Genomic DNA, 26621 nt, shown 5'->3' with positions numbered 1-26621 from the left:
CGCGTTTGCATACCTGACTGTTAGACCCTCAAGCCACGAGGCTACTCCATGATCCGCGAAGAATTCCTGCGTTTGGCCGCTGCCGGCTACAACCGCATCCCGCTTGCCTGCGAAACCCTGGCCGACTTCGACACCCCGCTGTCGATCTACCTGAAACTGGCCGATGAGCCCAACTCCTACCTGCTCGAATCGGTGCAGGGCGGCGAAAAGTGGGGCCGTTATTCGATCATTGGGTTGCCGTGCCGCACCGTGCTGCGGGTTCACGACCATCACGTCAGCGTGACCCACGACGGCGTCGAGATCGAAAGTCATGAAGCTGAAGACCCGCTGACCTTCGTCGAAGAATTCAAGGCCCGTTACAACGTGCCGACCATCCCCGGCCTGCCGCGTTTCAATGGCGGCCTGGTGGGTTACTTCGGGTACGACTGCGTACGTTATGTGGAGAAGCGTCTGGGCAAATGCCCGAACCCGGATCCGCTGGGCGTGCCGGACATTCTGTTGATGGTCTCCGACGCGGTGGTGGTGTTCGACAACCTCGCCGGCAAGATGCACGCGATTGTCCTGGCCGATCCGTCCCAGGACGATGCTTTCGAACTCGGACGGGCACGTCTTGAAGCGCTGCTGGAAAAACTCCGTCAGCCGATCACCCCGCGTCGCGGCCTGGATTTCAGCAAGCAGCAATCCGCTGATCCGGTGTTTCGTTCGAGTTTCACCCAGGACGATTACGAAAAAGCCGTCGACACCATCAAGGAATACATCCTGGCCGGTGACTGCATGCAGGTCGTGCCGTCCCAACGCATGTCGATCGACTTCAAGGCTGCGCCGATCGATCTGTACCGGGCGCTGCGTTGCTTCAACCCGACGCCTTACATGTACTTCTTCAACTTCGGCGACTTCCACGTCGTCGGCAGTTCGCCGGAAGTGCTGGTACGGGTCGAAGACAACCTGATCACCGTGCGCCCCATCGCCGGCACCCGTCCGCGGGGTGCCAATGAAGAGGCTGATGTTGCGCTGGAAAAAGACCTGCTGTCCGACGCCAAGGAAATCGCCGAGCACTTGATGCTGATCGACCTGGGCCGTAACGATACCGGTCGCGTTTCGGAAATCGGCTCAGTGAAGCTCACCGAAAAGATGGTGATCGAGCGTTACTCCAACGTCATGCACATCGTGTCCAACGTCACCGGGCAACTGACGGCGGGGCTGACGGCGATGGATGCACTGCGGGCGATTCTCCCAGCCGGCACCTTGTCGGGGGCGCCGAAGATTCGCGCGATGGAAATCATTGACGAACTGGAGCCGGTCAAGCGTGGCGTGTATGGCGGAGCGGTCGGTTACTACGCCTGGAACGGCAACATGGACACCGCCATTGCGATCCGCACCGCGGTGATCAAGAACGGCGAGCTGCACGTGCAGGCCGGTGGCGGCATTGTCGCCGACTCGGTGCCGGCGCTGGAATGGGAAGAAACCCTGAACAAACGCCGCGCGATGTTCCGTGCGGTGGCGCTGGCCGAGCAAACCCCGGACGCCTGAGTTCACGCAAAACCTGTGGGAGCGAGCCTGCTCGCGAAAGCGGTTGGTCAGACAATATTAATGCTGGCTGTCCTGACCTCTTCGTCGGAACGCCGCCCGGAGCCGGCTCGCTCCCACAAGGGCCTCATCACCATAAAAAAACGCGACGCCTGTGAGGGTGTCGCGTTTTTTGTGCCTGCTGTTTGCCGTATCAGAAATCCAGCGCAACCCCAACGGTAAGCCCTTGCTGGGTAAAGTCATCATCCTTGCGAAACGTATACCCACCGCGCAGCGCCAAATCGGCCGTCAACTTGTGGCTGACCCCCAGACTCACGCGATTCAAATGACTTTGCGGTGTGTAACCGTCGAGCTCGAAGTCCAGCGACGGCAGGCTATTGAGGGCGATGTTCACTTTCTGAGTGTCATCCTCGTATTCACGCTCGTAGGCATATTCGCCGAACACTTGAGTCTGCGGGGTGATCTGGTATTTACCCTGCAGCCCGGCCCCCAGACGTTTTGAATCGCGTTTCTGGTCATCAAAGGTCAGCGCTGTGGAACGAGTGCTGTTTTCCGAATAACCGTCGACTTCCACTTTCGTGTAATCGGCGCTGATGAACGGCGACAAGTGCCATTCGCTGCCAGGTTGCGCAATATCATAGCCAAGGCGAGTGCTGAAGGCCCAAAGATGGCCGTCGGTATCACCCTTTTCCGCTCCTTCGCTGGCACCCAGGTCAAATTTGCGTTTGAGGTTGTCGTAATCCAGCTTGCCGCCGGTCAATGCGGCATCGGCCCACCAGCGATTCTGCTGGAACTGGGCGAAGGCGGTGGCCAGGTAGCTGTTGAGCTTGTAGTCCGAATCATCGCTGCCAGCTTCAAGGTTCTGCCGATAAAAGCCTGCCGCCACACCGACCCGCCAGGCTTCATTGAGGCGGTAGCTGCCGCCGATGTTCAGGTTGTAACCGCTGCCATCGGCGCTGGCGCTGCTGCTTTGGCTATCGACATCCAGATGCTGGCCGCCACCGGCGACAATCGCGCGCCATTGGCCGACCGCTTGCCAGTTCTCCCAGTCCGATTGCCATTGGCTGCGCAGTTCATCCTGGTGCGCACGTAGAGTAGCGTGGGCCATTTCCGGCAACAGCGTCAGCTCCCAAGGCGCTGCGAGTAAGGAATAGGCGTAGTCGGAAATCAATTTTTGCCCGGCTTCGGTCGGATGAACCCCATCGTTATAAATCAGCTTAGTGGGGTCCGGGGTGGCACTGTTGATGCCGTACGTAGCGTTTTCGGTGCAGCTGTTACCGCTGAAACAGGTCGCCGTCAGGTTCTGGCCGGAAGCAAAACCGAATCGAGCCGGATCGGCGAAGGTTTCCTGCAACAGCAGCGGAATGTTCAGCGGAATGATTTCGGCATCGATTCCCGCCAGTCGAGTGACCAGCTGCCGGTTGAAGGCAGAGCTCAGTAGTGAGGTGGGTGTCTGCTGGGGCGAGCCATTGATGGCCGGCGTCAAACCCAGGTCGGGCAGCAGCCAGACCATGATGTACCGGGCACCGGCGGTTTGCAGAACCTGGACGCTGTTGGCCAGTCGGTCAGCTGCCGCATTTGCCTGGGCACCACTTTGTACTTGTCCCTGAAGAAAGTCGTTACCGCCCCCGGAGAGGTAATACAGAGCGTTCGGATCGGCGCTGAAGTCGTTGGTCGGCAGATAGCCCGAACGCGTGCGTTCGCCCGTGGCGGATGCGGTGGTGATTGAGGTCAGGATCTGGTCGGTGCGGTAACCGCCAACGGCCCAGTTATTACCGTCCGGCAGTCCCAGGCTCGCACGCGCCGCCGAGGTCGAGGCGGCCGTCTGGTCCGATGAAAACCCGAGCCTTCCACCCAGCAGCTGGGTCGAGTTGGCGGAATAGACTTCGCCGCTGCCGTCCTGGTAAACCGGTCCGGTCCGGTTAGTGAAGCGCAGGGTCGAACCGGGAGGGCCGCCCGTGTCGGTAAACTGTCCGGCATCGTTTAGGCTATCGCCAAACACAATGAAATTCGAATAAGGGTTAGGTGCCGCGATCGCCTGGGTGCAGGCCATGGCGAGCAAGCAGCCGGCAAGCGGTACAGTCAATGTCTGTCTGAGCATGAGCAAATCCGTTTGTTATTGTTTTAGTGAGCAAAACGACAGTGCCAAAAACTATAGAGCCTGTTGCCATTCGGCGCGAACCCGTCGATTGTTTCACGCGCTTCGATCGCCCCATATTGCACGCTCCGCCCAGCTAAGTTACTGTGCCAAGACGTATAAATGAGACCTTCTCCGTGTTGATCGTCAGCAAACTCCTGGATCAAGTCATCAAGGCACACGCCCGTTGGCGTTGGCGCGCCTGAATCCTTCTGCCGGCCCGGCCGGATCTTTACCGCTTTGCCTTCTTTTACCCGCAAGACAAACCGCTTTGCTGCGCGATTCCAGCGACTGACAAAGCGCAGGACGCTGCGGGTAAATCCTTCGAAGGCTGAATTAAAGTCAGTGAATTCAAGAGGTTCTTAACGCCATGTTGCTGATGATCGATAACTACGACTCTTTTACCTACAACGTTGTGCAGTACCTTGGAGAGCTCGGCTCCCAGGTCAAAGTCGTGCGCAACGATGAGCTCACCATTGCCGAAATCGAAGCGCTCAACCCTGAGCGGATCGTCGTTTCCCCCGGTCCTTGCACTCCGAACGAAGCCGGCGTCTCGATCGACGTAATCAAGCATTTCGGTGGAAAACTGCCGATTCTCGGCGTCTGCCTGGGCCACCAGTCTATTGGCCAGGCCTTTGGCGGCGACGTCGTCCGCGCCCGTCACGTCATGCACGGCAAGACCAGTCCGGTGTTCCACGAGGACAAGGGCGTTTTCGAAGGCTTGAATCATCCGCTGACGGTCACCCGCTATCACTCGCTGATCGTCAAGCGCGAAACCCTGCCTGACTGCCTCGAGCTGACTGCCTGGACCCAGCTTGAAGACGGCTCGGTGGACGAGATCATGGGCCTGCGCCATAAGACATTGAACATCGAAGGCGTGCAGTTCCACCCTGAGTCTATCCTGACCGAACAGGGGCACGAGCTGCTCGCCAACTTCCTCAAACAAACCGGCGGCACGCGCTAAGGACTTTTAATGAATATCAAGACAGCCCTGAGCCGTATCGTCGACCATCTCGACCTCAGCACCGACGAAATGCGCGATGTGATGCGCGAAATCATGACCGGGCAGTGCACCGACGCGCAGATTGGCGCGTTCATGATGGCCATGCGCATGAAGAGTGAGAGCATCGATGAGATCGTGGGTGCGGTGTCGGTCATGCGCGAGCTGGCGGACAAGGTCGAACTCAAGACGCTGGACGGCGTCGTCGATGTCGTCGGCACCGGCGGTGACGGTGCGAACATCTTCAACGTGTCCACCGCTTCTTCGTTTGTCGTCGCAGCAGCCGGTTGCACCGTGGCGAAGCACGGTAACCGTGCGGTCTCGGGTAAAAGCGGCAGTGCCGACCTGTTGGAGGCGGCGGGCATTTACCTGAACCTGACACCGGTTCAAGTGGCACGCTGCATCGATAACGTCGGCATCGGTTTCATGTTTGCCCAGACCCACCACAGTGCCATGAAGCACGCCGCCGGTCCGCGCCGGGAGCTGGGCCTGCGTACCTTGTTCAACATGCTCGGCCCGCTTACGAATCCGGCCGGGGTGAAACATCAGGTTGTGGGTGTGTTCAATCAGGCGTTGTGCCGGCCATTGGCCGAGGTGTTGCAGCGTCTGGGCAGCAAACATGTGCTGGTGGTGCATTCCCAGGACGGTCTGGACGAGTTCAGCCTGGCGGCACCCACCTATGTGGCTGAACTGAAAAACGACGAAATAACAGAATACTGGGTCCAGCCGGAAGACCTCGGTATAAAGAGCCAGAGCTTGTATGGTCTGGTGGTTGAAAGTCCGGCCCAGTCACTTGAACTGATTCGCGATGCCTTGGGCAAGCGCAAGACCGAAAACGGTCAGAAAGCCGCCGAGATGATCGTGCTCAATGCCGGTGCCGCGTTGTATGCCGCCGACCTGGCCAGCACTTTAAAAGAGGGCGTTGCCCTGGCGCACGATGCGCTGCACACCGGTCTCGCTCGGGAAAAACTCGAGGAGTTGGGTGCGTTTACCGCGGTATTCAAGGTGGAGAATGAGGGATGAGTGTACCGACGGTTCTGGAAAACATTCTGGCCCGCAAAGTCGAGGAGGTCGCCGAGCGCAGTGCTCGTGTGAGTCTCGCCGAGCTGGAAAGTCTGGCCAAGAAGGCCGATGCATCACGCGGTTTTGCCAAGGCATTGATCGATCAGGCCAAGCTCAAGCAGCCTGCAGTCATTGCTGAAATCAAGAAAGCCTCGCCGAGCAAAGGCGTGATCCGCGAGAACTTCGTTCCCGCCGACATCGCCAGTAGCTACGAACGGGGCGGGGCGACCTGCCTGTCGGTGCTCACCGATATCGATTACTTCCAGGGTGCCGATGCGTATCTGCAGCAGGCGCGTGCGGCATGCAAACTGCCGGTGATCCGCAAGGACTTCATGATCGATCCCTATCAGATCGTCGAAGCCCGTGCCCTGGGCGCTGACTGTGTGCTGTTGATCGTCGCCGCTCTGGATGACGTGAAAATGGCCGAGCTGGCGGCCGTGGCCAAAAGCGTCGGCCTCGATGTGCTGGTGGAAGTCCACGATGGCGACGAGCTGGAACGGGCGTTGAAGACGCTCGATACTCCGCTGGTCGGCGTCAACAACCGCAACCTGCACACCTTCGACGTCAATCTGGAAACCACGCTTGATCTGTTGCCGCGTATCCCGCGTGATCGATTGGTGATTACCGAAAGCGGCATTCTCAATCGAGCCGATGTCGAACTGATGGAAATCAGCGACGTGTATGCGTTCCTGGTTGGCGAGGCGTTCATGCGCGCCGAAAATCCGGGCACCGAGTTGCAGCGTCTGTTTTTCCCTGAGCGCGGTATTCCTGTCAGCGGCTCGACCCTCGACTGACCACACCTTCCAGGCAACCCGATCCCCTGTGGGAGCGGGCTTGCCCGCGAAGAGGCCATCAAGTACCCCAGAGACTTCATGTCTTACGGAGTCATCCATGCCCCAGCCAATTTCTCTGACCGTTGAAGCCGGCCTCCTGGCCGAACAAGACCTGTTGGCCCATGTGTGCACCGGCGATTCGGATTTTGGCTTGCTGTTCTGGCAACCCAGCGACCAGGCATTGGTCATGCCGCGCCGATTGAATCGTCTGCCCGACTTCGAGGCTGCATGCGAAGTATCTGCCGCCGCAGACTGGCCGGTGCTGTTACGTGAAACCGGCGGTGAACCGGTGCCGCAATCGGCATCAACCATCAACATCGCACTGGTCTACGCGCCACCGCGTAGCGAGGGCGATCAGAATCGGATCGAAACCGCCTACCGACGACTCTGCGATCCGATCTGTCAGCTGCTGGATGAGCTGGGCGGTGTTTCATCCCTGGGTGAAGTCGAAGGCGCATTCTGCGATGGCCGTTTCAACGTCAACCTCGATGGTCGCAAGATGGTCGGCACCGCTCAGCGCTGGCGCCAGAGCAAGGGTGGTTCGCGTCCGGTGGGATTGGTGCACGGGGCTTTGTTACTGGATAACGAGCGCGAGTCGATGGTCGCGGCGGTCAATCGCTTCAATGAAGCCTGTGGTCTTGAACAGCGGGTTCGCGCCGAGAGCCATATCGCCTTGCATGAAAAATTCGCCGCCCCGGATGCGCTGGAACGGCTCGACGGGCTGTACCGCCAATTGCTGGCAGAGATGCTCGGTGCTTGAGTTTCAACGTTTGAGTTTTCGAGATTAGCGCGTACCGAAGACCACCATGGTCTTGCCTTTGACGTCCACCAGGTTGCGCTCCTCCAGATCCTTGAGTACGCGTCCGACCATTTCACGGGAGCAGCCTACAATCCGCCCGATTTCCTGACGGGTCACCTTGATCTGCATGCCGTCGGGGTGGGTCATGGCATCTGGCTGTTTGCACAGTTCCAGCAGACAGCGAGCAACACGTCCGGTCACGTCAAAAAACGCCAAGTCACCCACCTTGCGGGTGGTGTTGCGCAGACGTTGTGCAATTTGTCCGCTGAGTACGTAAAGAATGTCCGGATCCTGCCGGGACAATTCGCGGAATTTCGCATAACTGATTTCCGCGACATCACATTCGATCTTGGCGCGCACCCAGGCGCTGCGTTCCTGTTCCAGGCCGGCCTGTTCAAACAGACCCAGTTCACCGAAAAAGTCCCCGGCGTTCAGGTAGGCGATGATCATTTCGCGACCATCGTCGTCTTCGATCAGGATGGTGACCGAGCCTTTGATGATGAAAAACAGCGTGTCCGAGCGATCCCCGGCGCAGATGATATTGGTCTTGGCCTGGTAGCGATGGCGCTGGCAATGCATCAACAGTTTGTCGAGGTTTTTGATTTTGGGCGTGGGCGCAATAGCAACCATGGTTCTATCCCGAAAAGACTGCACGGAGTGATTGGTTTTTTTAGGGGCTGGCGAAGCCTGCAATCTGTGTTGTCAGCAACAAGGCTGGCTATGCGCCAGCTAATTGGCGCCAGCTTAACAGACGCTTCCTGCAATATTCGAGCATTTACCTACAGCGCGGGTGGTTATGTCCCAAGAAGGCGAGCGCTGTCAATCAAGGGCCCTGTGCTAAGCTGGCGACCCTTTTTTATACAGTGGAGTCTTGGCGATGAAGGCACGCATCCAATGGGCTGGCGAAGCCATGTTCCTCGGCGAATCCGGCAGCGGTCATGTCGTGGTCATGGACGGTCCGCCCGATGCCGGCGGTCGCAACCTTGGTGTCCGGCCAATGGAAATGCTCCTCCTGGGTGTGGGCGGTTGCAGTAATTTCGACGTGGTCAGCATCCTCAAGAAGTCCCGCCAGGCGGTCGAAAGCTGCGAAGCTTTCCTCGAAGCCGAACGCGCGACCGAGGATCCGAAGGTTTTTACCAAGATTCACATGCACTTTGTGGTCAAAGGCCGTGGGCTGAAAGAAGCCCAGGTCAAACGCGCCATCGAACTGTCTGCAGAGAAATATTGTTCGGCGTCGATCATGCTCGGCGCGGCCGGTGTTGCAATCACCCATGATTACGAGATCGTTGAGCTCGGTTGAATTGAGTCAATATTTTCGGACACAAAAAAGGCGACTACCTCAAGGTGATCGCCTTTTTTATGGCTGACGCCGCTGTCAGATCCGGTAAGTACTTTTGGTCATTACCTTGGCCATCAGGCTCATGCCGAACTTCACTGGCGCCGGAAAGCGGAAACCGCCAGCATCCAGCGCGCTTTCAGCATGCTGCTCTTCATCGATGCGCATCTGCTCGAGGATCGCCCGGGACTTTTCGTCTTCCGTTGGCAGTTGCTCAAGGTGTTCGTTCAGATGCTTGCAGACTTGATGCTCGGTAGCCGCAACGAAACCCAGGCTGACTTTGTCGCTGATCAGCCCGGCTACCGCGCCAATCCCGAACGACATGCCGTAAAACAGTGGATTGAGAATGCTGGTGTGGCTACCTAGCTGATGGATACGTTGCTCGCACCAGACCAGGTGGTCGATTTCTTCTTCGGCAGCGTGTTCCATGGCGGCCCGTACTTGCGGCAGTTTGGCGGTCAGGGCTTGACCCTGATACAACGCCTGGGCACAGACTTCGCCGGTATGGTTGATACGCATCAGGCCGGCAACGTGCCGGGTGTCTTCGTCGCTCATTTTCGCATCCGGCTGCACGATGGCGGGCGACGGACGGTACGGTTGGCCGCTGGAGGGCAGCAGGGTTCGCATCGCGGCATCGGCTTGCAGCAGAAGACGGTCAATCGGCGAGTAGTGACGTTGGGTAGTCATGCTGACCTCCGGGAAGAATCTCGGCGGCCAGTTTAACCCAATCGGCCGGTGAAGGTTTACGCTGGGTCATTGCGTCGCAGGCTTGTTCTGTAGGAGCCGGCTTGCTGGCTCCTACAGAGGACGACGGTGGTGAATCAGCCCGGCGGCCAATGCATCTGGCGCTGACCCAATACATGCATATGAATGTGATAGACCGTCTGCCCACCCAGTGGATTGCAGTTCATGACCACACGGAAACCTTCTTCGCAGCCCAGCTCCAGCGCCAGACGCTGGGCAGTGAACAGAATATGCCCGGCCAATGCCTTGTCGTCCTCGGTGAGGTCGTTCAGGGTGCGCACAGATTTTTTCGGGATCACCAGAAAATGCACGGGTGCCTGTGGGGCGATGTCGTGGAAGGCCAGTACCTGGTCGTCCTCGTAGATGATCTTCGCCGGGATTTCCCGGTTGATGATCTTGGTGAACAGAGTATCCACAGCAGTTTCTCCGTTGTTTGGGCTGGCCTGAGTGTACTCACGGGAGATGCGCCAGCCCAGTGTTTTACCGCAGGACCATTCAGCGCGGGCAGTATGCCTTGTTGACCATGCCGGCAATTGTCCGGGTCAGCCAGCGTGAACCAAGGCGCGGCAGGAAGGCGCGCCAGCGGTTGCGTCGGCCCGGAATGATGATGGCGCGATTTTTCTCCAGGGCGCGCACGGTGTAGAGCGCGACTTCCTCGGGGCTCATCAGCAGTTTGCTGTCGACCAGTTTGTCGGTGTCCAGTTGCGCGGTGCGGAAAAAAGCTGTGCGAGTCGGGCCAGGGCAGAGCACCGAAACCTTGACCGCACATTTCTTAAGCTCGACGCGCAACCCTTCGGAAAAGTGCAACACATAGGCTTTGCTGGCGTAATAAGTGCTCATCCACGGGCCCGGATGGAATGCAGCGACCGAGGCGACGTTGAGAATCTGCCCGCCACCCTGCAAGGCCATGCTGTTGCCGACCGCATGACACAGGCGGGTGAGGGCGAGGATGTTCACCTCGATCAGATCCTGCTCGGTCATCCAGTCCTGGGCCAGGAAAGGACCGCAGGTACCCATGCCGGCGCAATTGACCAACAGATCGATCTGGCGATCACCTTCCTCCAGTTCCAGCAGAAACCCGGACAGACGCAACGGTTCGCCCAGGTCACAGGCCCGGAACAACACTTCCACGCCAAAACGTTGAGTCAGTTCAATCGCGATACTTTCCAGCTGATCACGCTGTCGGGCCACCAGAATCAGGCTGCGGCCGCGTCGGGCCAGCGCTTCGGCCATCGCCAGGCCGATGCCGCTGGAGGCGCCAGTGATCAGAGCGTAACGGGTCATGCAGTTCTCCATCGCAACAGCTCCGCGCCGGCGACGCAGGTGTCACGGGCGGGAAGCGCTGTTCATTCTTTCGCAGAGTCTACAGGGGGCCGGGCTTCTTCGGCTGCATCGTCAGCTGAATTTGGCGCAGGCTCTGCTTCCACAGCGGTTTGATCTTCGATCTCTTCGGTGGTGACCGAGTCACTTTCGTAGTGGCTCTCGGCGGCGCTTTCGTATTCGCTATGGATCGCAGTGAGTCCACCGGTCAGCCCGCCAATCAACAGGATCGCAACAAACACCAGCCATAGCCCAGACAGGACTTTGACTGCTGTGCTGTTGGGCGGTGGTGGCGCACCGTATCGATTGGCGGTGTTGTTGCCCGGCATAATCATCATCACGAACGGAAAGAAGCTGCCCACGAACGGCACGAGCGTCAGCAGCCAGAGCCAGCCGGACCAGCCGATATCATGCAGACGCTGGACGCTGAACTGGATGCTGATGAACCCGAGCACCACGATGAGCGTAAAGGCCAACAGGCCTCCGAGAATCAGGCCGGCGCTGGAGTCCGTATTGATAAGGGCGAGGCCGAAAACCCCCAGCACGGTGCCGATGCCAAGCGTCACCAGCATCAGGACCATCGTCCAGGCCAGATAACGCAAGCGGCCGATACGGCCTTCGAAACTGAACGCCTTGAGCGGGGCGAACTCCGGCAGCGCTTCGCCGACAGCCGCGCGCGGCGGTGCGTAGGGCGATTCCGGATCTGTCGATGGAGGCGGGTTGGCAGGCGTGTGTTCGTGTACATCTGACAGGTTCAGTTCGACCCGGGGTTCACTTTCGATTCGGGCATCGATGCCGGTTTTCGTCAGCGCCTGCAGATAAATCCGGGCATCGGCCTGTGACAGGTCGCGTTTGAGTGCAACCGGCCGGCCACTGAACAGCCGCTCGATGGCAGCGACATCGGATTTGAATAGCTCGGCGAGATTGAGTTTGGCGGTGGTGGCCTCGACACCAGGCAGCAGAGCGCCGTCGAATACGATCTTGTAACGGTTTTCGCTCATTGCGAGGCATCCTTGTCGCGAAAAATTTGAATGGAGTGTTGCGCCGCCGGCGTGTAAGGCCAGCCGAAAGCGACTGGCCGAGTTGTCCTGTCAGCGAGGCCAGCGCTCACGCAGCTGTGCCGCACGTTCCAGGGCCTTGCGGTATTCATCGTCCAGACGTGCAACCAATTGATCGACGCTCGGCAGGTCATCGATTTCGCCGACGCCCTGACCCGCGGACCACACGGTTTTCCAGGCTTTGGCTTCATCGCTCAACGGCTTGAGCTTGGAGCCAAAGTTGACCTCGCCCTTGCCTTGCAATGCCGCCATGTCGAAACCGGCGGCCTCCAGGCTTTGACGCATGAAGCTCGCCGGTACGCCCGACACTGCGGGAGTATGGACGATGTCCGCGGCTCTGGAAGTCAGCAACATCTGCTTGTAGGCGTCAGGGGCATGACTTTCGGTAGTGCCGATAAATCGCGTACCGAAGTAGGCCAGGTCCGCGCCGAGCAATTGTGCGGCAAGAATCTCGTGACCGTGGTTCAGGCAACCGGCCAGCAGCAAGGTCTTGTCGAAGAACTGGCGGATCTCGGCAATCAGCGAAAACGGGCTCCAGGTGCCAGCGTGTCCACCGGCACCCGCAGCCACGGCGATCAAGCCGTCTACCCCGGCCTCGGCCGCTTTCTCGGCATGGCGTCGGGTTGTCACGTCGTGGAACACCAGGCCGCCATAGCCGTGGACGGCATCGACCAGTTCCTTAACGGCACCAAGGCTGGTAATCACGATCGGCACTTTGTGCTCGATGCAGATTTCCAGGTCCGCTTGCAGGCGCGGGTTACTGTTGTGGACGATCAGGTTCACCGCGTAAGGCGCAGGGTTGTCCAGTGTCGCCAGCCCTGCTTCGATTTCTTCCAGCCAGGCCTTGAAGCCACTGCTCTCGCGTTGATTCAGTGCGGGAAAGCTGCCCACCACACCATTTCGGCAGCAAGCGAGCACCAGTTGCGGGTTGGAAATCAGGAACATCGGCGCTGCCACCACGGGCAGGCGCAAACATTGTTCGAGCAAAGCGGGCAGCGACATTGGAAGTACCCCGGTGAGTTGTGCTTGAAATCAGAACGGCCGAACGACGACTAGAATTACGATAGCCAGCAATATCAGAACCGGCACTTCATTGAACCAGCGATAAAAGACATGGCTGCGGGTGTTTTCGCCACGGGCAAAACGTTTTACCTGGGCGCCGCACATGTGGTGGTAGCCGATCAGGATCACCACCAGGGTCAACTTCGCGTGAATCCAGGCGCCCTGACTGAATATGCCGGGGTTCAAGCCGATCAGCGCGATGCCGAAAATCAGCGTGGCGATCATCGCCGGTCCCATGATGCCGCGGTACAGCTTGCGCTCCATGATGCTGAAGCGTTCCTTGCTGACGGTGTCTTCGCTTTGCGCATGATAGACGAACAGGCGCGGCAGGTAGAACAGGCCGGCAAACCAGCAGACCATGCTGACGATGTGAAGCACTTTGAGCCACAGATAAAGCATTTTCAGTTATTCCCAGGTTCACGGTAAGCGCGATAGTAGAGGCTTGAGGCTCCGCACGTCACCTTGGCGGTTGTCGCAGGACGATACGGGCCCTATTATCGACGGCTTTCCAGTGGGTTCGTTGAGGGCAGGTTTATGGTCAAGGTCGGTATCGTCGGCGGCACGGGTTACACCGGTGTCGAATTGCTGCGTTTGTTGGCACAGCATCCGCAAGCTGAAGTGGCAGTGATCACTTCCCGATCCGAGGCCGGTCTGGCCGTGGCTGATATGTACCCGAACCTGCGCGGTCATTACGATGGCCTGGCGTTCAGCGTTCCGGACATCAAGACCCTGGGCGCTTGCGACGTGGTGTTCTTCGCAACGCCTCACGGTGTTGCCCATGCCTTGGCTGGTGATTTGCTCGCGGCTGGGACCAAGGTCATCGACCTGTCGGCCGACTTCCGTCTGCAAGACGCCGCTGAATGGGCCAAGTGGTACGGTCAGCCGCACGGTGCGCCGCAATTGCTGGAGGAGGCGGTCTACGGCTTGCCGGAAGTCAATCGTGAGCAGATCAAGCAGGCTCGCCTGATCGCCGTACCGGGTTGCTACCCGACGGCCACGCAATTGGGTTTCCTGCCGTTGCTCGAAGCCGGTCTGGCCGATACCACTCGCTTGATCGCAGACTGCAAATCCGGTGTCAGCGGTGCCGGCCGTGGCGCCTCCATAGGTTCGCTGTATGCCGAAACCTCCGAAAGCATGAAGGCCTACGCCGTCAAGGGGCACCGTCACTTGCCGGAAATCCGCCAGGGTCTGCGGCGTGCAGCGGGCAAGGACGTCGATCTGACCTTCGTCCCGCACCTGACGCCAATGATTCGAGGCATTCACTCGACGCTCTACGCCACCGTCGTGGATCGCTCGGTTGATTTGCAGGCGCTGTTTGAAAAGCGTTATGCCAACGAACCGTTCGTCGACGTCATGCCCGCTGGCAGTCATCCCGAAACCCGCAGCGTGCGCGGTGCCAACGTTTGCCGGATCGCCGTGCATCGGCCGCAGGACGGTGATCTGGTGGTGGTGTTGTCGGTGATCGATAATCTGGTCAAAGGCGCGTCGGGTCAGGCGGTGCAGAACCTGAACATTCTGTTCGGACTGGATGAACGCCTGGGCCTGTCCCACGCCGGCATGCTGCCGTAAGTCTGTATTGCGCTCGACAAAAAGGCCCGTCTGACGGGCCTTTTTGCATTCCGGAAGGGCGATGGTTCGATTGATATACCGTAACAATAGTTGACCGATTTTCTGGGAGAAGCGGATAATGCACGTCATCACGCATTATGGCGGCGTAACGCCGGGAGATAGTCAGCATGAGCGTCGAATCCTTCACCCCCACGGCTTTGCAATTCACCCACGGTGCCGCGCACAAGGTGAAGAGCCTGGTCGATGAAGAGGGGAATGATCGCTTGAAGCTGCGCGTATTCGTTACGGGCGGCGGTTGTTCAGGTTTTCAGTACGGCTTCACCTTCGATGAAGAAGTGGCCGATGACGACACCATCGTCGAGCGCGAGGGTGTGAGTCTGGTCGTCGATCCGATGAGCTTCCAGTACCTGGCAGGTGCCGAGGTGGATTATCAGGAAGGTCTGGAAGGTTCGCGTTTCGTCATCAAGAATCCGAACGCCTCCACCACGTGTGGTTGCGGCTCTTCGTTCTCGATCTGATCGCGCAGAGCTTCGCCAGGCGCCGCATGGCCTCAGGGCCCTGCGGCGTTTTGCTGTCCGGAGTTCGGATTCAGGCGGGGTAGATGGCGCCCAGTATGCGCAGGCCTCGGGCGCCGGTGACGCTGGGGCGATTGGCTGCAATGCCTTCCAGGCAGCAATGGGCCAGCCAGGCAAAGGCCATGGCTTCAACCCAGTCCGGGTCGACACCGCAAGCCGCGGTGCTGCTGACGTTTGCCTTGGGCAGCAGGCTGGCCAGACGGTCCATCAACGTGGCGTTGTGTGCACCGCCGCCACAAACCAGCAATTGGCGGGTATCCGATTGAGCACTTTGCAATGACTCGACGATGGTCAGCGCGGTCAGCTCAAGCAGTGTTGCCTGTACGTCTTCGGCGGCGAAGCTGGGCAACCGTGACAGGTGCCGGGTCAGCCACGGCAGGTTGAACACCTCGCGACCGGTGCTTTTCGGGCCCTGGGTCACAAAAAACGGATCGCTGAGCAATGCCTTTAGCAGAACAGGTTCGACCTTGCCGCTGGCAGCCCATTGGCCGTCACGATCAAAGTGGTCGCCGCGTTGCTGGTGAATCCAGGCATCCAGCAGCACATTCCCGGGACCACAGTCGAAACCGGCTACAGGTTTGCCAGGTTCGATCAGGCTGAGATTGCTGAAGCCGCCGACGTTCAACACCGCGCGGTTACCTGCCTGTTCTTCAAACAAAGCTTCGTGAAAGGCCGGAACCAAGGGTGCGCCTTGCCCGCCAGCCGCGACGTCACGGCTGCGGAAGTCGCTGACGACGGTGATGCCGGTCAGCTCGGTCAGCAGGGCAGGGTTGCCGATTTGCACCGTAAACCCGCGCGACGGCTCATGGCGAATGGTCTGGCCGTGGCTGCCAATCGCGCGAATGTCTGCAGGTTTCAGGTGTTGTTGATCGAGGAGGGCGTGAATACCTTGCGCGGCCAGCTTCACCCAGTTCTGCTGGGCGATGGCGGAGCGGGCGATCTCGTCCGGGCCACTGGCGCACAAGCCAAGCAGCTCGGCGCGCAGGGCGTCAGGCATCGGGATGTAGTGCGTGGCGATCAGCCTGATCGCCGAGGTTTGCTCGATCAGCGCAACGTCCAGTCCATCAAGGCTGGTCCCGGACATCACACCTATATAGAGGGTCATGACTTAGCGCTTCGAAGCCAGCATTGTGGCTTTCTCTTGGTCCATGCGCGCCATCAATGGCTGACTCTGCGCGAGGAAGCGTGCGCGTTCGGCCTTGGAGATCGGATCGGCCATCGCCACCTTCTGGCCTAGCGGGTCGACGTGCACGCCATTGACCTGGAACTCATAGTGCAAGTGCGGGCCGGTGGAAAGCCCGGTGGTACCGATATAACCAATCACCTGGCCCTGCTTCACGCTGCCGCCAGTCTTGACGCCCTTGGCGAAACCTTGCATGTGGCCGTAAAGCGTGCGGTAAGTATTGCCGTGTTGGATGATCACGGTATTGCCGTAGCCGCCGCGGCGACCGGCGAGCAGTACTTTGCCGTCGCCGGCAGCCTTGATCGGGGTGCCACGTGGTGCCGCATAGTCGACACCTTTATGTGCGCGGATCTTGTTCAGGATCGGGTGCTTGCGGCCCATGGAGAATTTCGAGCTGATGCGGGCGAAATCCACCGGCGTACGGATGAACGCCTTGCGCATGCTGTTGCCATCTGCGGTGTAGTAGCTGGTGTTGCCTTGTTTGTTGGTGTAACGCACGGCGGTGTAGGTCTTGCCGCGGTTGACGAAGCGTGCTGAAAGGATCGGGCCAGTGCCGACTGCTTTTCCATTGACGACTTTCTGCTCGTAGATCACGTCGAACTGGTCACCCGGGCGAATGTCCTGGGCAAAGTCGACGTCATAACCAAACACACTGGCCATGTCCATGGTCATTCTATGGGACAGACCGGCACGAGCGGCAGACTGCGACAGCGAGCTGTTGATCACGCCGTGAACGTAGGCCGAGCGCACGGTTGGTTTGGCGGTAATGCGGTTGAAGGCATAACCCTTGTCGTTCCTGGTCAGGCTGATGGTTTCAAGATCGCTGACCTTGCTGTGCAGATTGATCAGTTGGCCTTGCGGGTTGAGTTCGAACTCGAGTTTCTGGCCGCGCTTGAGTTGGCTGAACAGCTTGGCTTGTTTGCCACTGGCCAGCACTTCATGCACCGAAGTGGCGGGGAGGCCGACTTTCTCGAATAGAGTGGAGAGCGTGTCGCCTTTGGCAACGATCACTTCCCTGTGGCTGGGAGCCTTCTTTTCTTCAATGACTGGCGCAGTCGCGGGCTCAGGTGCCGGCTCGACCTGAGCGGTTTCGGTAGGCTCTTCGCTACTGTTTTCGATCTGCGCGAAAGGCGAACCCTGCGGCTCATTTGTGGCCTGGACGGCTTCAGCAGCGTCTTGATCTTGTGTCAGTTGTTCAGCAGGGCTTTCCAGTTCAAGACTCAGGGTCGTTCTTTTGGCTTCAACATCACTGGAAGGGAATACCAGAAGCGCCAGGCTCAGGAGAGCGGCGATGCCACTCGCTGCGAGCAGGTGGGTCTTCGGGTAAAGCGGCGGCGCTTTAGACGGTTCTTTGGTCATAGGTAATGGTTGACTTTGAAAAAGATGAATTGGAAAAGATGAATGACATGATGAAGATGAAATAACTGTATAAAATATAACCAAATCATCTCTGAAGCAAGTCCGCGGACGCTCTGTCGGTGGATTGGTGTCCGTGCGCCGGGCAAAACTTTGTATTTGACGCGCGATCTTGTATGGTTGGTCCCCTTTGAATTCGAGCCTTGCGGGTCTGTTATGAAGTCGGTTGAAGAGCAGCTAGCGCTGATCAAACGTGGTGCGGAAGAACTGTTGGTCGAGGCCGAGCTGATCGAAAAGCTCAAGCGTGGCCAGCCGCTGCGTATTAAGGCGGGCTTCGATCCGACCGCGCCGGATTTGCACCTGGGTCACACCGTGCTTATTAATAAGCTGCGCCAGTTCCAGGACCTGGGTCATCAGGTGATTTTCCTTATAGGTGACTTCACCGGGATGATCGGTGATCCGAGCGGCAAGAGCGCGACGCGTCCTCCGCTCACCCGCGAGCAGGTTCTCGAAAATGCCGAGACCTACAAGACGCAGGTGTTCAAGATCCTTGATCCGGCCAAGACCGAGGTGGCGTTCAACTCCACCTGGATGGATCAGATGGGGCCGGCTGACTTCATTCGCCTGACTTCGCAGTACACCGTTGCGCGCATGCTCGAGCGCGACGACTTCGACAAGCGCTATACGACCAATCAACCGATTGCCATTCATGAGTTCCTCTATCCGCTGGTGCAGGGGTACGACTCTGTCGCATTGCGCGCGGACGTCGAGCTTGGCGGAACCGACCAGAAGTTCAACCTGCTGATGGGGCGTGAGCTGCAGCGTGGTTATGGCCAGGAGCCTCAGTGCATTCTGACTATGCCATTGCTCGAAGGTCTGGATGGCGTGAAGAAGATGTCCAAATCCTTGGGTAACTACGTCGGTATTCAGGAAGCGCCGGGCGTCATGTACAGCAAGCTGGTCTCCATCCCTGATGTGCTGATGTGGCGTTACTTCGAGTTGCTCAGCTTCCGCTCCATGGATGAGATCGACGCGTTCCGGGCTGATGTAGAAGCGGGTGCCAATCCGCGAGACATCAAGATCAAGCTGGCTGAAGAAATTGTTGCGCGTTTCCATGGTGAGGAGGCTGCGGCCAATGCTCATCGTGGGGCGGGCAATCGTATGAAGGAAGGCGAGCTGCCGGATGATCTGCCGGAAATCGAATTGACTGCGACCGAAGATATGCCGATCGCTGCCGTCCTTAATAAGGCAGGCCTGGTGAAGAACTCGGCCGTGGCGCGTGATCTTCTCGGTTCTGGTGGTGTGCGTATAGATGGTGAAGTGGTCGATCGCACCTTTATATATGCACTGGGTGCGACGCATGTTTGCCAGGCCGGGAAGAAGGCATTTGCGCGTATTACGCTCAAATCCGAATAAAGCAGAATTAAGGCTTGACGGCAGATTCTGGAAGTCTATAATTCGCCCCACTTCCGGCGTAGTCGAAACGGAAAACTCCTTGGTAAACAAAGAGTTACGCAGTTTTCGACAGCGAGTTGCTTCAGGTCATCGAAGCCCAGAAGGAGTTGAAAGAGCGGTGATGTTTGGCTCTTTTGACGGTTCGATCTTCTCGGTCGAAAGCGGAGAAAAAGAGGTGTTGACAGCAGCGAGTAACGCTGTAGAATTCGCCTCCCGCTAACGAGAGATCGGAAGCGCAAGTGGTTGAAGTTGCAAAGGAAACTTTGAAAACTTCTGAAAATAACCGCTTGACAGCAGCAGAGGAAAGCGTAGAATGCGCGCCTCGGTTGAGACGAAAGATCTTAACCAACCGCTCTTTAACAACTGAATCAAGCAATTCGTGTGGGTGCTTGTGGAGTCAGACTGATAGTCAACAAGATTATCAGCATCACAAGTTACTCCGCGAGAAATCAAAGATGTAACCAACGATTGCTGAGCCAAGTTTAGGGTTTCTTAAAAACCCAAAGATGTTTGAACTGAAGAGTTTGATCATGGCTCAGATTGAACGCTGGCGGCAGGCCTAACACATGCAAGTCGAGCGGTAGAGAGAAGCTTGCTTCTCTTGAGAGCGGCGGACGGGTGAGTAATGCCTAGGAATCTGCCTGGTAGTGGGGGATAACGCTCGGAAACGGACGCTAATACCGCATACGTCCTACGGGAGAAAGCAGGGGACCTTCGGGCCTTGCGCTATCAGATGAGCCTAGGTCGGATTAGCTAGTTGGTGAGGTAATGGCTCACCAAGGCGACGATCCGTAACTGGTCTGAGAGGATGATCAGTCACACTGGAACTGAGACACGGTCCAGACTCCTACGGGAGGCAGCAGTGGGGAATATTGGACAATGGGCGAAAGCCTGATCCAGCCATGCCGCGTGTGTGAAGAAGGTCTTCGGATTGTAAAGCACTTTAAGTTGGGAGGAAGGGCAGTTACCTAATACGTTGCTGTCTTGACGTTACCGACAGAATAAGCACCGGCTAACTCTGTGCCAGCAGCCGCGGTAATACAGAGGGTGCAAGCGTTAATCGGAATTACTGGGCGTAAAGCGCGCGTAGGTGGTTTGTTAAGTTGGATGTGAAATCCCCGGGCTCAACCTGGGAACTGCATTCAAAACTGACAAGCTAGAGTATGGTAGAGGGTGGTGGAATTTCCTGTGTAGCGGTGAAATGCGTAGATATAGGAAGGAACACCAGTGGCGAAGGCGACCACCTGGACTGATACTGACACTGAGGTGCGAAAGCGTGGGGAGCAAACAGGATTAGATACCCTGGTAGTCCACGCCGTAAACGATGTCAACTAGCCGTTGGGAGCCTTGAGCTCTTAGTGGCGCAGCTAACGCATTAAGTTGACCGCCTGGGGAGTACGGCCGCAAGGTTAAAACTCAAATGAATTGACGGGGGCCCGCACAAGCGGTGGAGCATGTGGTTTAATTCGAAGCAACGCGAAGAACCTTACCAGGCCTTGACATCCAATGAACTTTCCAGAGATGGATTGGTGCCTTCGGGAACATTGAGACAGGTGCTGCATGGCTGTCGTCAGCTCGTGTCGTGAGATGTTGGGTTAAGTCCCGTAACGAGCGCAACCCTTGTCCTTAGTTACCAGCACGTTATGGTGGGCACTCTAAGGAGACTGCCGGTGACAAACCGGAGGAAGGTGGGGATGACGTCAAGTCATCATGGCCCTTACGGCCTGGGCTACACACGTGCTACAATGGTCGGTACAGAGGGTTGCCAAGCCGCGAGGTGGAGCTAATCCCAGAAAACCGATCGTAGTCCGGATCGCAGTCTGCAACTCGACTGCGTGAAGTCGGAATCGCTAGTAATCGCGAATCAGAATGTCGCGGTGAATACGTTCCCGGGCCTTGTACACACCGCCCGTCACACCATGGGAGTGGGTTGCACCAGAAGTAGCTAGTCTAACCTTCGGGAGGACGGTTACCACGGTGTGATTCATGACTGGGGTGAAGTCGTAACAAGGTAGCCGTAGGGGAACCTGCGGCTGGATCACCTCCTTAATCGACGACATCAGCTGCTCCATAAGTTCCCACACGAATTGCTTGATTCATTGAAGAAGACGATAGAAGCAGCTTCAAGCTTTAAGCTACACGCTTCAAGTTTGATTGCGAAAGCATCAAAATTGGGTCTGTAGCTCAGTTGGTTAGAGCGCACCCCTGATAAGGGTGAGGTCGGCAGTTCGAATCTGCCCAGACCCACCAATTTTGCCTGTGTGGGAAACGCCTGTAGAAATACGGGGCCATAGCTCAGCTGGGAGAGCGCCTGCCTTGCACGCAGGAGGTCAACGGTTCGATCCCGTTTGGCTCCACCATTCACTGCTTCTGACGTTAGAGTTTAGAAATGAGTATTCCACTGTGAATATTGATTTCTAGTCTTTGATTAGATCGTTCTTTAAAAATTTGGGTATGTGATAGAAAGATAGACTGGACAACACTTTCACTGGTGTTGGATCAGGCTAAGGTAAAATTTGTGAGTTGCTCTTTATGAGCAAGAATCGAATTTTCGGCGAATGTCGTCTTCACAGTATAACCAGATTGCTTGGGGTTATATGGTCAAGTGAAGAAGCGCATACGGTGGATGCCTTGGCAGTCAGAGGCGATGAAAGACGTGGTAGCCTGCGAAAAGCTTCGGGGAGTCGGCAAACAGACTTTGATCCGGAGATGTCTGAATGGGGGAACCCACCTAACATAAGTTAGGTATCTTAAGCTGAATACATAGGCTTAAGAAGCGAACCAGGGGAACTGAAACATCTAAGTACCCTGAGGAAAAGAAATCAACCGAGATTCCCTTAGTAGTGGCGAGCGAACGGGGACTAGCCCTTAAGTGGCTTTGAGATTAGCGGAACGCTCTGGAAAGTGCGGCCATAGTGGGTGATAGCCCTGTACGCGAAAATCTCTTAGTCATGAAATCGAGTAGGACGGAGCACGAGAAACTTTGTCTGAATATGGGGGGACCATCCTCCAAGGCTAAATACTACTGACTGACCGATAGTGAACTAGTACCGTGAGGGAAAGGCGAAAAGAACCCCGGAGAGGGGAGTGAAATAGATCCTGAAACCGTATGCGTACAAGCAGTGGGAGCCCACTTTGTTGGGTGACTGCGTACCTTTTGTATAATGGGTCAGCGACTTATTTTCAGTGGCGAGCTTAACCGAATAGGGGAGGCGTAGCGAAAGCGAGTCTTAATAGGGCGTCTAGTCGCTGGGAATAGACCCGAAACCGGGCGATCTATCCATGGGCAGGTTGAAGGTTGGGTAACACTAACTGGAGGACCGAACCGACTACCGTTGAAAAGTTAGCGGATGACCTGTGGATCGGAGTGAAAGGCTAATCAAGCTCGGAGATAGCTGGTTCTCCTCGAAAGCTATTTAGGTAGCGCCTCATGTATCACTGTAGGGGGTAGAGCACTGTTTCGGCTAGGGGGTCATCCCGACTTACCAAACCGATGCAAACTCCGAATACCTACAAGTGCCGAGCATGGGAGACACACGGCGGGTGCTAACGTCCGTCGTGAAAAGGGAAACAACCCAGACCGTCAGCTAAGGTCCCAAAGTTATGGTTAAGTGGGAAACGATGTGGGAAGGCTTAGACAGCTAGGAGGTTGGCTTAGAAGCAGCCACCCTTTAAAGAAAGCGTAATAGCTCACTAGTCGAGTCGGCCTGCGCGGAAGATGTAACGGGGCTCAAACCATACACCGAAGCTACGGGTATCACTTAGGTGATGCGGTAGAGGAGCGTTCTGTAAGCCTGTGAAGGTGAGTTGAGAAGCTTGCTGGAGGTATCAGAAGTGCGAATGCTGACATGAGTAACGACAATGGGTGTGAAAAACACCCACGCCGAAAGACCAAGGTTTCCTGCGCAACGTTAATCGACGCAGGGTTAGTCGGTCCCTAAGGCGAGGCTGAAAAGCGTAGTCGATGGAAAACAGGTTAATATTCCTGTACTTCTGGTTATTGCGATGGAGGGACGGAGAAGGCTAGGCCAGCTTGGCGTTGGTTGTCCAAGTTTAAGGTGGTAGGCTGGGATCTTAGGTAAATCCGGGATTCTAAGGCCGAGAGCTGATGACGAGTGTTCCTTTTGGAACACGAAGTGGTTGATGCCATGCTTCCAAGAAAAGCTTCTAAGCTTCAGGTAACCAGGAACCGTACCCCAAACCGACACAGGTGGTTGGGTAGAGAATACCAAGGCGCTTGAGAGAACTCGGGTGAAGGAACTAGGCAAAATGGCACCGTAACTTCGGGAGAAGGTGCGCCGGTGAGGGTGAAGCATTTACTGCGTAAGCCCATGCCGGTCGAAGATACCAGGCCGCTGCGACTGTTTATTAAAAACACAGCACTCTGCAAACACGAAAGTGGACGTATAGGGTGTGACGCCTGCCCGGTGCCGGAAGGTTAATTGATGGGGTTAGCTAACGCGAAGCTCTTGATCGAAGCCCCGGTAAACGGCGGCCGTAACTATAACGGTCCTAAGGTAGCGAAATTCCTTGTCGGGTAAGTTCCGACCTGCACGAATGGCGTAACGATGGCGGCGCTGTCTCCACCCGAGACTCAGTGAAATTGAAATCGCTGTGAAGATGCAGTGTATCCGCGGCTAGACGGAAAGACCCCGTGAACCTTTACTATAGCTTTGCACTGGACTTTGAATTTGCTTGTGTAGGATAGGTGGGAGGCTTTGAAGCGTGGACGCCAGTTCGCGTGGAGCCAACCTTGAAATACCACCCTGGCAACTTTGAGGTTCTAACTCAGGTCCGTTATCCGGATCGAGGACAGTGTATGGTGGGTAGTTTGACTGGGGCGGTCTCCTCCTAAAGAGTAACGGAGGAGTACGAAGGTGCGCTCAGACCGGTCGGAAATCGGTCGTAGAGTATAAAGGCAAAAGCGCGCTTGACTGCGAGACAGACACGTCGAGCAGGTACGAAAGTAGGTCTTAGTGATCCGGTGGTTCTGTATGGAAGGGCCATCGCTCAACGGATAAAAGGTACTCCGGGGATAACAGGCTGATACCGCCCAAGAGTTCATATCGACGGCGGTGTTTGGCACCTCGATGTCGGCTCATCACATCCTGGGGCTGAAGCCGGTCCCAAGGGTATGGCTGTTCGCCATTTAAAGTGGTACGCGAGCTGGGTTTAGAACGTCGTGAGACAGTTCGGTCCCTATCTGCCGTGGACGTTTGAGATTTGAGAGGGGCTGCTCCTAGTACGAGAGGACCGGAGTGGACGAACCTCTGGTGTTCCGGTTGTCACGCCAGTGGCATTGCCGGGTAGCTATGTTCGGAATAGATAACCGCTGAAAGCATCTAAGCGGGAAACTAGCCTCAAGATGAGATCTCACTGGGACCTTGAGTCCCCTGAAGGGCCGTCGAAGACTACGACGTTGATAGGTTGGGTGTGTAAGCGCTGTGAGGCGTTGAGCTAACCAATACTAATTGCCCGTGAGGCTTGACCATATAACACCCAAGCAATTTGACTACTCGAAAGAGCATCAGATTGCGGTGTGTGAAGACGAAACGAACCGAAAGTTCGAGAGACTCACAAAACACCTGACTATCACATACCCATTCGCTGGAGCGTAAACCGAAAGGTGAACGACCTGGCTACCGAATTTCTTGACGACCATAGAGCATTGGAACCACCTGATCCCATCCCGAACTCAGCAGTGAAACGATGCATCGCCGATGGTAGTGTGGGGTTTCCCCATGTGAGAGTAGGTCATCGTCAAGATTAAATTCCGAAACCCCTATCTGCGTATGCAGGTAGGGGTTTTGTTTTTGTCCGCCGGAAATCAGACCCCCAGGTTTTCTATGCAACGGCTCGGGGCATGGCTATCATGCGGGCCTCATTGTGAGGCGAGACTTGCATGCTGACGTTGTTAGAGCTTCTTAAAGATGGTCGGTTTCATTCCGGCCAGGCCCTGGGCGTTGCCTTGGGTATCAGTCGTAGCGCGGTATGGAAGCAGCTTCAGCATTTGGAGGCTGAACTTGGCTTGTCCATTCACAAGGTGCGCGGGCGCGGGTATCAGCTGGCTGCACCCTTGACGCTGCTTGATCCTCTCGGTATCAGAGAGCAGGCCCCTTCCTGTGACTGGCCCGTCCTGGTATTCGACTCAATAGACTCCACCAACGCCGAAGCCTTGCGCGCCATAGAGCGCGGCCAGGCTGCGCCATTCCTGGTGCTTGCCGAGCGGCAGACTGCCGGGCGAGGACGTCGCGGGCGAAAATGGGCCAGTCCTTTTGCGGAAAACATCTATTACAGCCTGGTATTGCGGATTGAGGGGGGGATGCGGCAGCTGGAGGGCTTGAGCCTGGTTGTCGGGCTTGCAGTAATGCAGGCCTTGCGAGAACTTGGTATTTCGGCAGCAGGGCTGAAGTGGCCCAATGATGTTCTGGTAGGGCAAAAAAAGATCGCAGGCATATTGCTCGAGTTGGTGGGGGATCCCGCTGATGTCTGTCACGTGGTCTTGGGTGTCGGGATTAATGTGAACATGCAGATGACCGATGAGGTTGATCAGCAGTGGACGTCCATGCGGCTTGAGTCGGGCAAGGTATTTGATCGCAATCACCTCGTTGCCGCCTTGGGGGAGAAGCTCCAGGCCTATTTGAGTCGTCACCAGGTCGGCGGATTTTCAGCTGTCCAGGCGGAGTGGGAGCAAAATCATCTTTGGCAGGGGCGCGCTGTGTCGCTGATCGCTGGCGTTAACCAAATAGATGGCGAAGTGCTGGGTATTGATAGCCAGGGTGCCTTGCGCTTGAAGGTGGATGGTGTGGAAAAAATCTTTAGTGGCGGTGAGCTCAGTCTGAGGTTGCGTGATGATTCTTGAGCTCGACTGTGGAAACAGTTTTATCAAGTGGCGGGTGCTCGATGCGGATGTCCGTCGGGTGGTAGGTGAGGGTGTCGTAGATTCGGACCTCGCTTTGCTGGAGAGCTTGAAGGCGCTCAAGGGGCTCGCTCTCAAGTATTGCCGGTTGGTCAGTGTCAGGACCCCTGAAGAAACCCATGCGTTGATTTCTCTGCTGGCGCAAGCCTTCGGTGTATCGGTGGTCAGTGCGGCGCCGGCTCGCGAAATGTCCGGTGTTCGTAACGGGTATGAGGAATTCGAGCGGCTGGGGCTCGATCGTTGGCTGGCGATGCTCGGCGGGTTTCACCTGGCCTCGGGTGCCTGCCTGGTGCTCGATTTCGGTACCGCAGTCACTGCCGACTTCATTGCCGGCGATGGGGAGCATCTCGGCGGATTCATCTGCCCGGGAATGCCTCTGATGCGCAATCAGCTGCGGACCCATACTCGTAGAATCCGCTATGGGGATCTCGCCGCTGAGCGCGCCCTGGAAAGTCTGGTACCGGGTCGCACCACCGTCGAGGCGGTGGAGCGAGGGTGCTCGCTGATGCTCAGGGGCTTTGTCCTGACCCAGCTGGAGATGGCGCGCAGCTACTGGGGGGATGATTTTACTGTGTTCCTCACTGGAGGGGATGCAGACCTGGTCTCCGGGATCGTGCCTGAGGCCAGGGTGGTTCCAGACCTGGTGTTCGTAGGCTTGGCTATGGCATGTCCCTTGTCCTGAGGTT

At 57.0% G+C, this 26621-nt stretch carries 21 protein-coding genes, 2 tRNA genes and 3 rRNA genes; 16 read left to right on the top strand and 10 right to left on the bottom strand.

The annotated features are described in order from the left end of the window. Positions 1 to 48: 48 nt before the first annotated feature. Positions 49 to 1530: an anthranilate synthase component I gene (gene trpE / locus ACA067_RS29960; RefSeq protein WP_497459696.1), complete on the top strand. Its 1482-nt coding sequence runs from the start codon at positions 49 to 51 to the stop codon at positions 1528 to 1530. A 190-nt stretch (positions 1531 to 1720) separates the two neighbouring features. On the opposite strand, the gene estP is transcribed toward trpE, so the two are convergent. After that, the gene (gene estP / locus ACA067_RS29955; protein WP_497459695.1) at positions 1721 to 3628 is read right to left on the bottom strand and encodes an esterase EstP; all 1908 of its coding nucleotides are present in this window, start codon (positions 3626 to 3628) and stop codon (positions 1721 to 1723) included. 406 nt (positions 3629 to 4034) lie between these two features. Here estP and ACA067_RS29950 point away from each other — a divergent pair, with 406 nt between their 5' ends. The 4 genes from ACA067_RS29950 to ACA067_RS29935 all read left to right on the top strand — a co-directional run bounded on the left by ACA067_RS29950 (position 4035) and on the right by ACA067_RS29935 (position 7319). Continuing rightward, positions 4035 to 4628, top strand: a complete 594-nt coding sequence (locus tag ACA067_RS29950; protein WP_154852410.1) for an aminodeoxychorismate/anthranilate synthase component II — start codon at positions 4035 to 4037, stop codon at positions 4626 to 4628. Between the two features lie 9 nt (positions 4629 to 4637). Beyond that, positions 4638 to 5687, top strand: coding sequence for an anthranilate phosphoribosyltransferase (gene trpD, locus ACA067_RS29945; protein ID WP_128873950.1), 1050 nt, complete (start codon positions 4638 to 4640; stop codon positions 5685 to 5687). Beyond that, the gene (gene trpC, locus ACA067_RS29940; RefSeq protein WP_497459694.1) at positions 5684 to 6520 is read left to right on the top strand and encodes an indole-3-glycerol phosphate synthase TrpC; all 837 of its coding nucleotides are present in this window, start codon (positions 5684 to 5686) and stop codon (positions 6518 to 6520) included. Before trpD ends, trpC begins: the two co-directional genes overlap by 4 nt. Before the next feature lie 97 nt (positions 6521 to 6617). After that, positions 6618 to 7319, top strand: coding sequence for a lipoate--protein ligase family protein (locus ACA067_RS29935; protein ID WP_497459693.1), 702 nt, complete (start codon positions 6618 to 6620; stop codon positions 7317 to 7319). A gap of 24 nt (positions 7320 to 7343) precedes the next feature. Here ACA067_RS29935 and crp read toward each other — a convergent pair whose 3' ends face one another. Then, positions 7344 to 7988, bottom strand: a complete 645-nt coding sequence (gene crp, locus ACA067_RS29930; RefSeq protein ID WP_497459692.1) for a cAMP-activated global transcriptional regulator CRP — start codon at positions 7986 to 7988, stop codon at positions 7344 to 7346. Positions 7989 to 8235: 247 nt separating this feature from the next. Here crp and ACA067_RS29925 point away from each other — a divergent pair, with 247 nt between their 5' ends. After that, a complete protein-coding gene (locus tag ACA067_RS29925) occupies positions 8236 to 8658 on the top strand; it encodes an OsmC family protein (RefSeq protein WP_003228794.1) in 423 nt (140 codons plus the stop codon). Between the two features lie 75 nt (positions 8659 to 8733). Here ACA067_RS29925 and coq7 read toward each other — a convergent pair whose 3' ends face one another. From coq7 to hemJ, 6 genes are all read right to left on the bottom strand, one after another. After that, positions 8734 to 9381: a 2-polyprenyl-3-methyl-6-methoxy-1,4-benzoquinone monooxygenase gene (coq7, locus tag ACA067_RS29920; RefSeq protein ID WP_497459691.1), complete on the bottom strand. Its 648-nt coding sequence runs from the start codon at positions 9379 to 9381 to the stop codon at positions 8734 to 8736. A gap of 134 nt (positions 9382 to 9515) precedes the next feature. After that, positions 9516 to 9854, bottom strand: coding sequence for a histidine triad nucleotide-binding protein (locus ACA067_RS29915; RefSeq protein ID WP_128873945.1), 339 nt, complete (start codon positions 9852 to 9854; stop codon positions 9516 to 9518). Between the two features lie 79 nt (positions 9855 to 9933). Next, positions 9934 to 10722, bottom strand: coding sequence for an SDR family NAD(P)-dependent oxidoreductase (locus ACA067_RS29910; protein WP_150768029.1), 789 nt, complete (start codon positions 10720 to 10722; stop codon positions 9934 to 9936). Between the two features lie 62 nt (positions 10723 to 10784). Continuing rightward, complete coding sequence (locus ACA067_RS29905) at positions 10785 to 11759, bottom strand: DUF805 domain-containing protein (protein ID WP_497459690.1); 975 nt, start codon at positions 11757 to 11759, stop codon at positions 10785 to 10787. Positions 11760 to 11849: 90 nt separating this feature from the next. Continuing rightward, entirely contained in the window at positions 11850 to 12818 is a 969-nt protein-coding gene (locus ACA067_RS29900) for an NAD(P)H-dependent flavin oxidoreductase (RefSeq protein ID WP_497459689.1), read from the bottom strand. A gap of 30 nt (positions 12819 to 12848) precedes the next feature. Next, the gene (hemJ, locus tag ACA067_RS29895; protein ID WP_497459688.1) at positions 12849 to 13277 is read right to left on the bottom strand and encodes a protoporphyrinogen oxidase HemJ; all 429 of its coding nucleotides are present in this window, start codon (positions 13275 to 13277) and stop codon (positions 12849 to 12851) included. Positions 13278 to 13412: 135 nt separating this feature from the next. Between hemJ and argC the strand changes: the two genes are divergently transcribed. Continuing rightward, a complete protein-coding gene (gene argC / locus ACA067_RS29890) occupies positions 13413 to 14447 on the top strand; it encodes an N-acetyl-gamma-glutamyl-phosphate reductase (RefSeq protein WP_497459687.1) in 1035 nt (344 codons plus the stop codon). A 167-nt stretch (positions 14448 to 14614) separates the two neighbouring features. Continuing rightward, complete coding sequence (gene erpA / locus ACA067_RS29885) at positions 14615 to 14965, top strand: iron-sulfur cluster insertion protein ErpA (protein WP_007947969.1); 351 nt, start codon at positions 14615 to 14617, stop codon at positions 14963 to 14965. Positions 14966 to 15035: 70 nt separating this feature from the next. Here the strand turns inward: erpA and ACA067_RS29880 are convergent, their stop codons facing one another. Next, a complete protein-coding gene (locus ACA067_RS29880) occupies positions 15036 to 16127 on the bottom strand; it encodes an anhydro-N-acetylmuramic acid kinase (RefSeq protein ID WP_497459686.1) in 1092 nt (363 codons plus the stop codon). Between the two features lie 3 nt (positions 16128 to 16130). Then, positions 16131 to 17564 (bottom strand): OapA family protein, encoded by a 1434-nt coding sequence (locus ACA067_RS29875; protein ID WP_497459685.1) that lies wholly within the window; start codon positions 17562 to 17564, stop codon positions 16131 to 16133. Between the two features lie 213 nt (positions 17565 to 17777). Between ACA067_RS29875 and tyrS the strand changes: the two genes are divergently transcribed. The 8 genes from tyrS to ACA067_RS29835 all read left to right on the top strand — a co-directional run bounded on the left by tyrS (position 17778) and on the right by ACA067_RS29835 (position 26617). Further along, complete coding sequence (tyrS, locus tag ACA067_RS29870) at positions 17778 to 18977, top strand: tyrosine--tRNA ligase (RefSeq protein ID WP_497459684.1); 1200 nt, start codon at positions 17778 to 17780, stop codon at positions 18975 to 18977. Between the two features lie 551 nt (positions 18978 to 19528). Continuing rightward, positions 19529 to 21065: ribosomal RNA gene (locus ACA067_RS29865) — 16S ribosomal RNA — on the top strand. Between the two features lie 124 nt (positions 21066 to 21189). Continuing rightward, positions 21190 to 21266: transfer RNA gene (locus ACA067_RS29860), tRNA-Ile, on the top strand. A 34-nt stretch (positions 21267 to 21300) separates the two neighbouring features. Beyond that, positions 21301 to 21376 (top strand) — tRNA-Ala (locus ACA067_RS29855). A 239-nt stretch (positions 21377 to 21615) separates the two neighbouring features. Next, positions 21616 to 24508, top strand: a 23S ribosomal RNA gene (locus ACA067_RS29850). Positions 24509 to 24666: 158 nt separating this feature from the next. Further along, a 5S ribosomal RNA gene (gene rrf / locus ACA067_RS29845) occupies positions 24667 to 24782 on the top strand. The 16S, 23S and 5S rRNA genes sit together here with 2 tRNA genes alongside, the layout of an rRNA operon. 136 nt (positions 24783 to 24918) lie before the next feature. Next, entirely contained in the window at positions 24919 to 25878 is a 960-nt protein-coding gene (gene birA / locus ACA067_RS29840) for a bifunctional biotin--[acetyl-CoA-carboxylase] ligase/biotin operon repressor BirA (protein WP_497459683.1), read from the top strand. Then, complete coding sequence (locus ACA067_RS29835) at positions 25868 to 26617, top strand: pantothenate kinase (RefSeq protein ID WP_497459682.1); 750 nt, start codon at positions 25868 to 25870, stop codon at positions 26615 to 26617. Before birA ends, ACA067_RS29835 begins: the two co-directional genes overlap by 11 nt. The last annotated feature ends 4 nt before the right edge of the window (positions 26618 to 26621 follow it).

The organism is Pseudomonas sp. LBUM1674 (assembly GCF_059695635.1).
The sequence above is the reverse complement of the archived record's forward strand: the minus strand, read 5'-3'. Positions and strand labels throughout refer to the sequence as shown.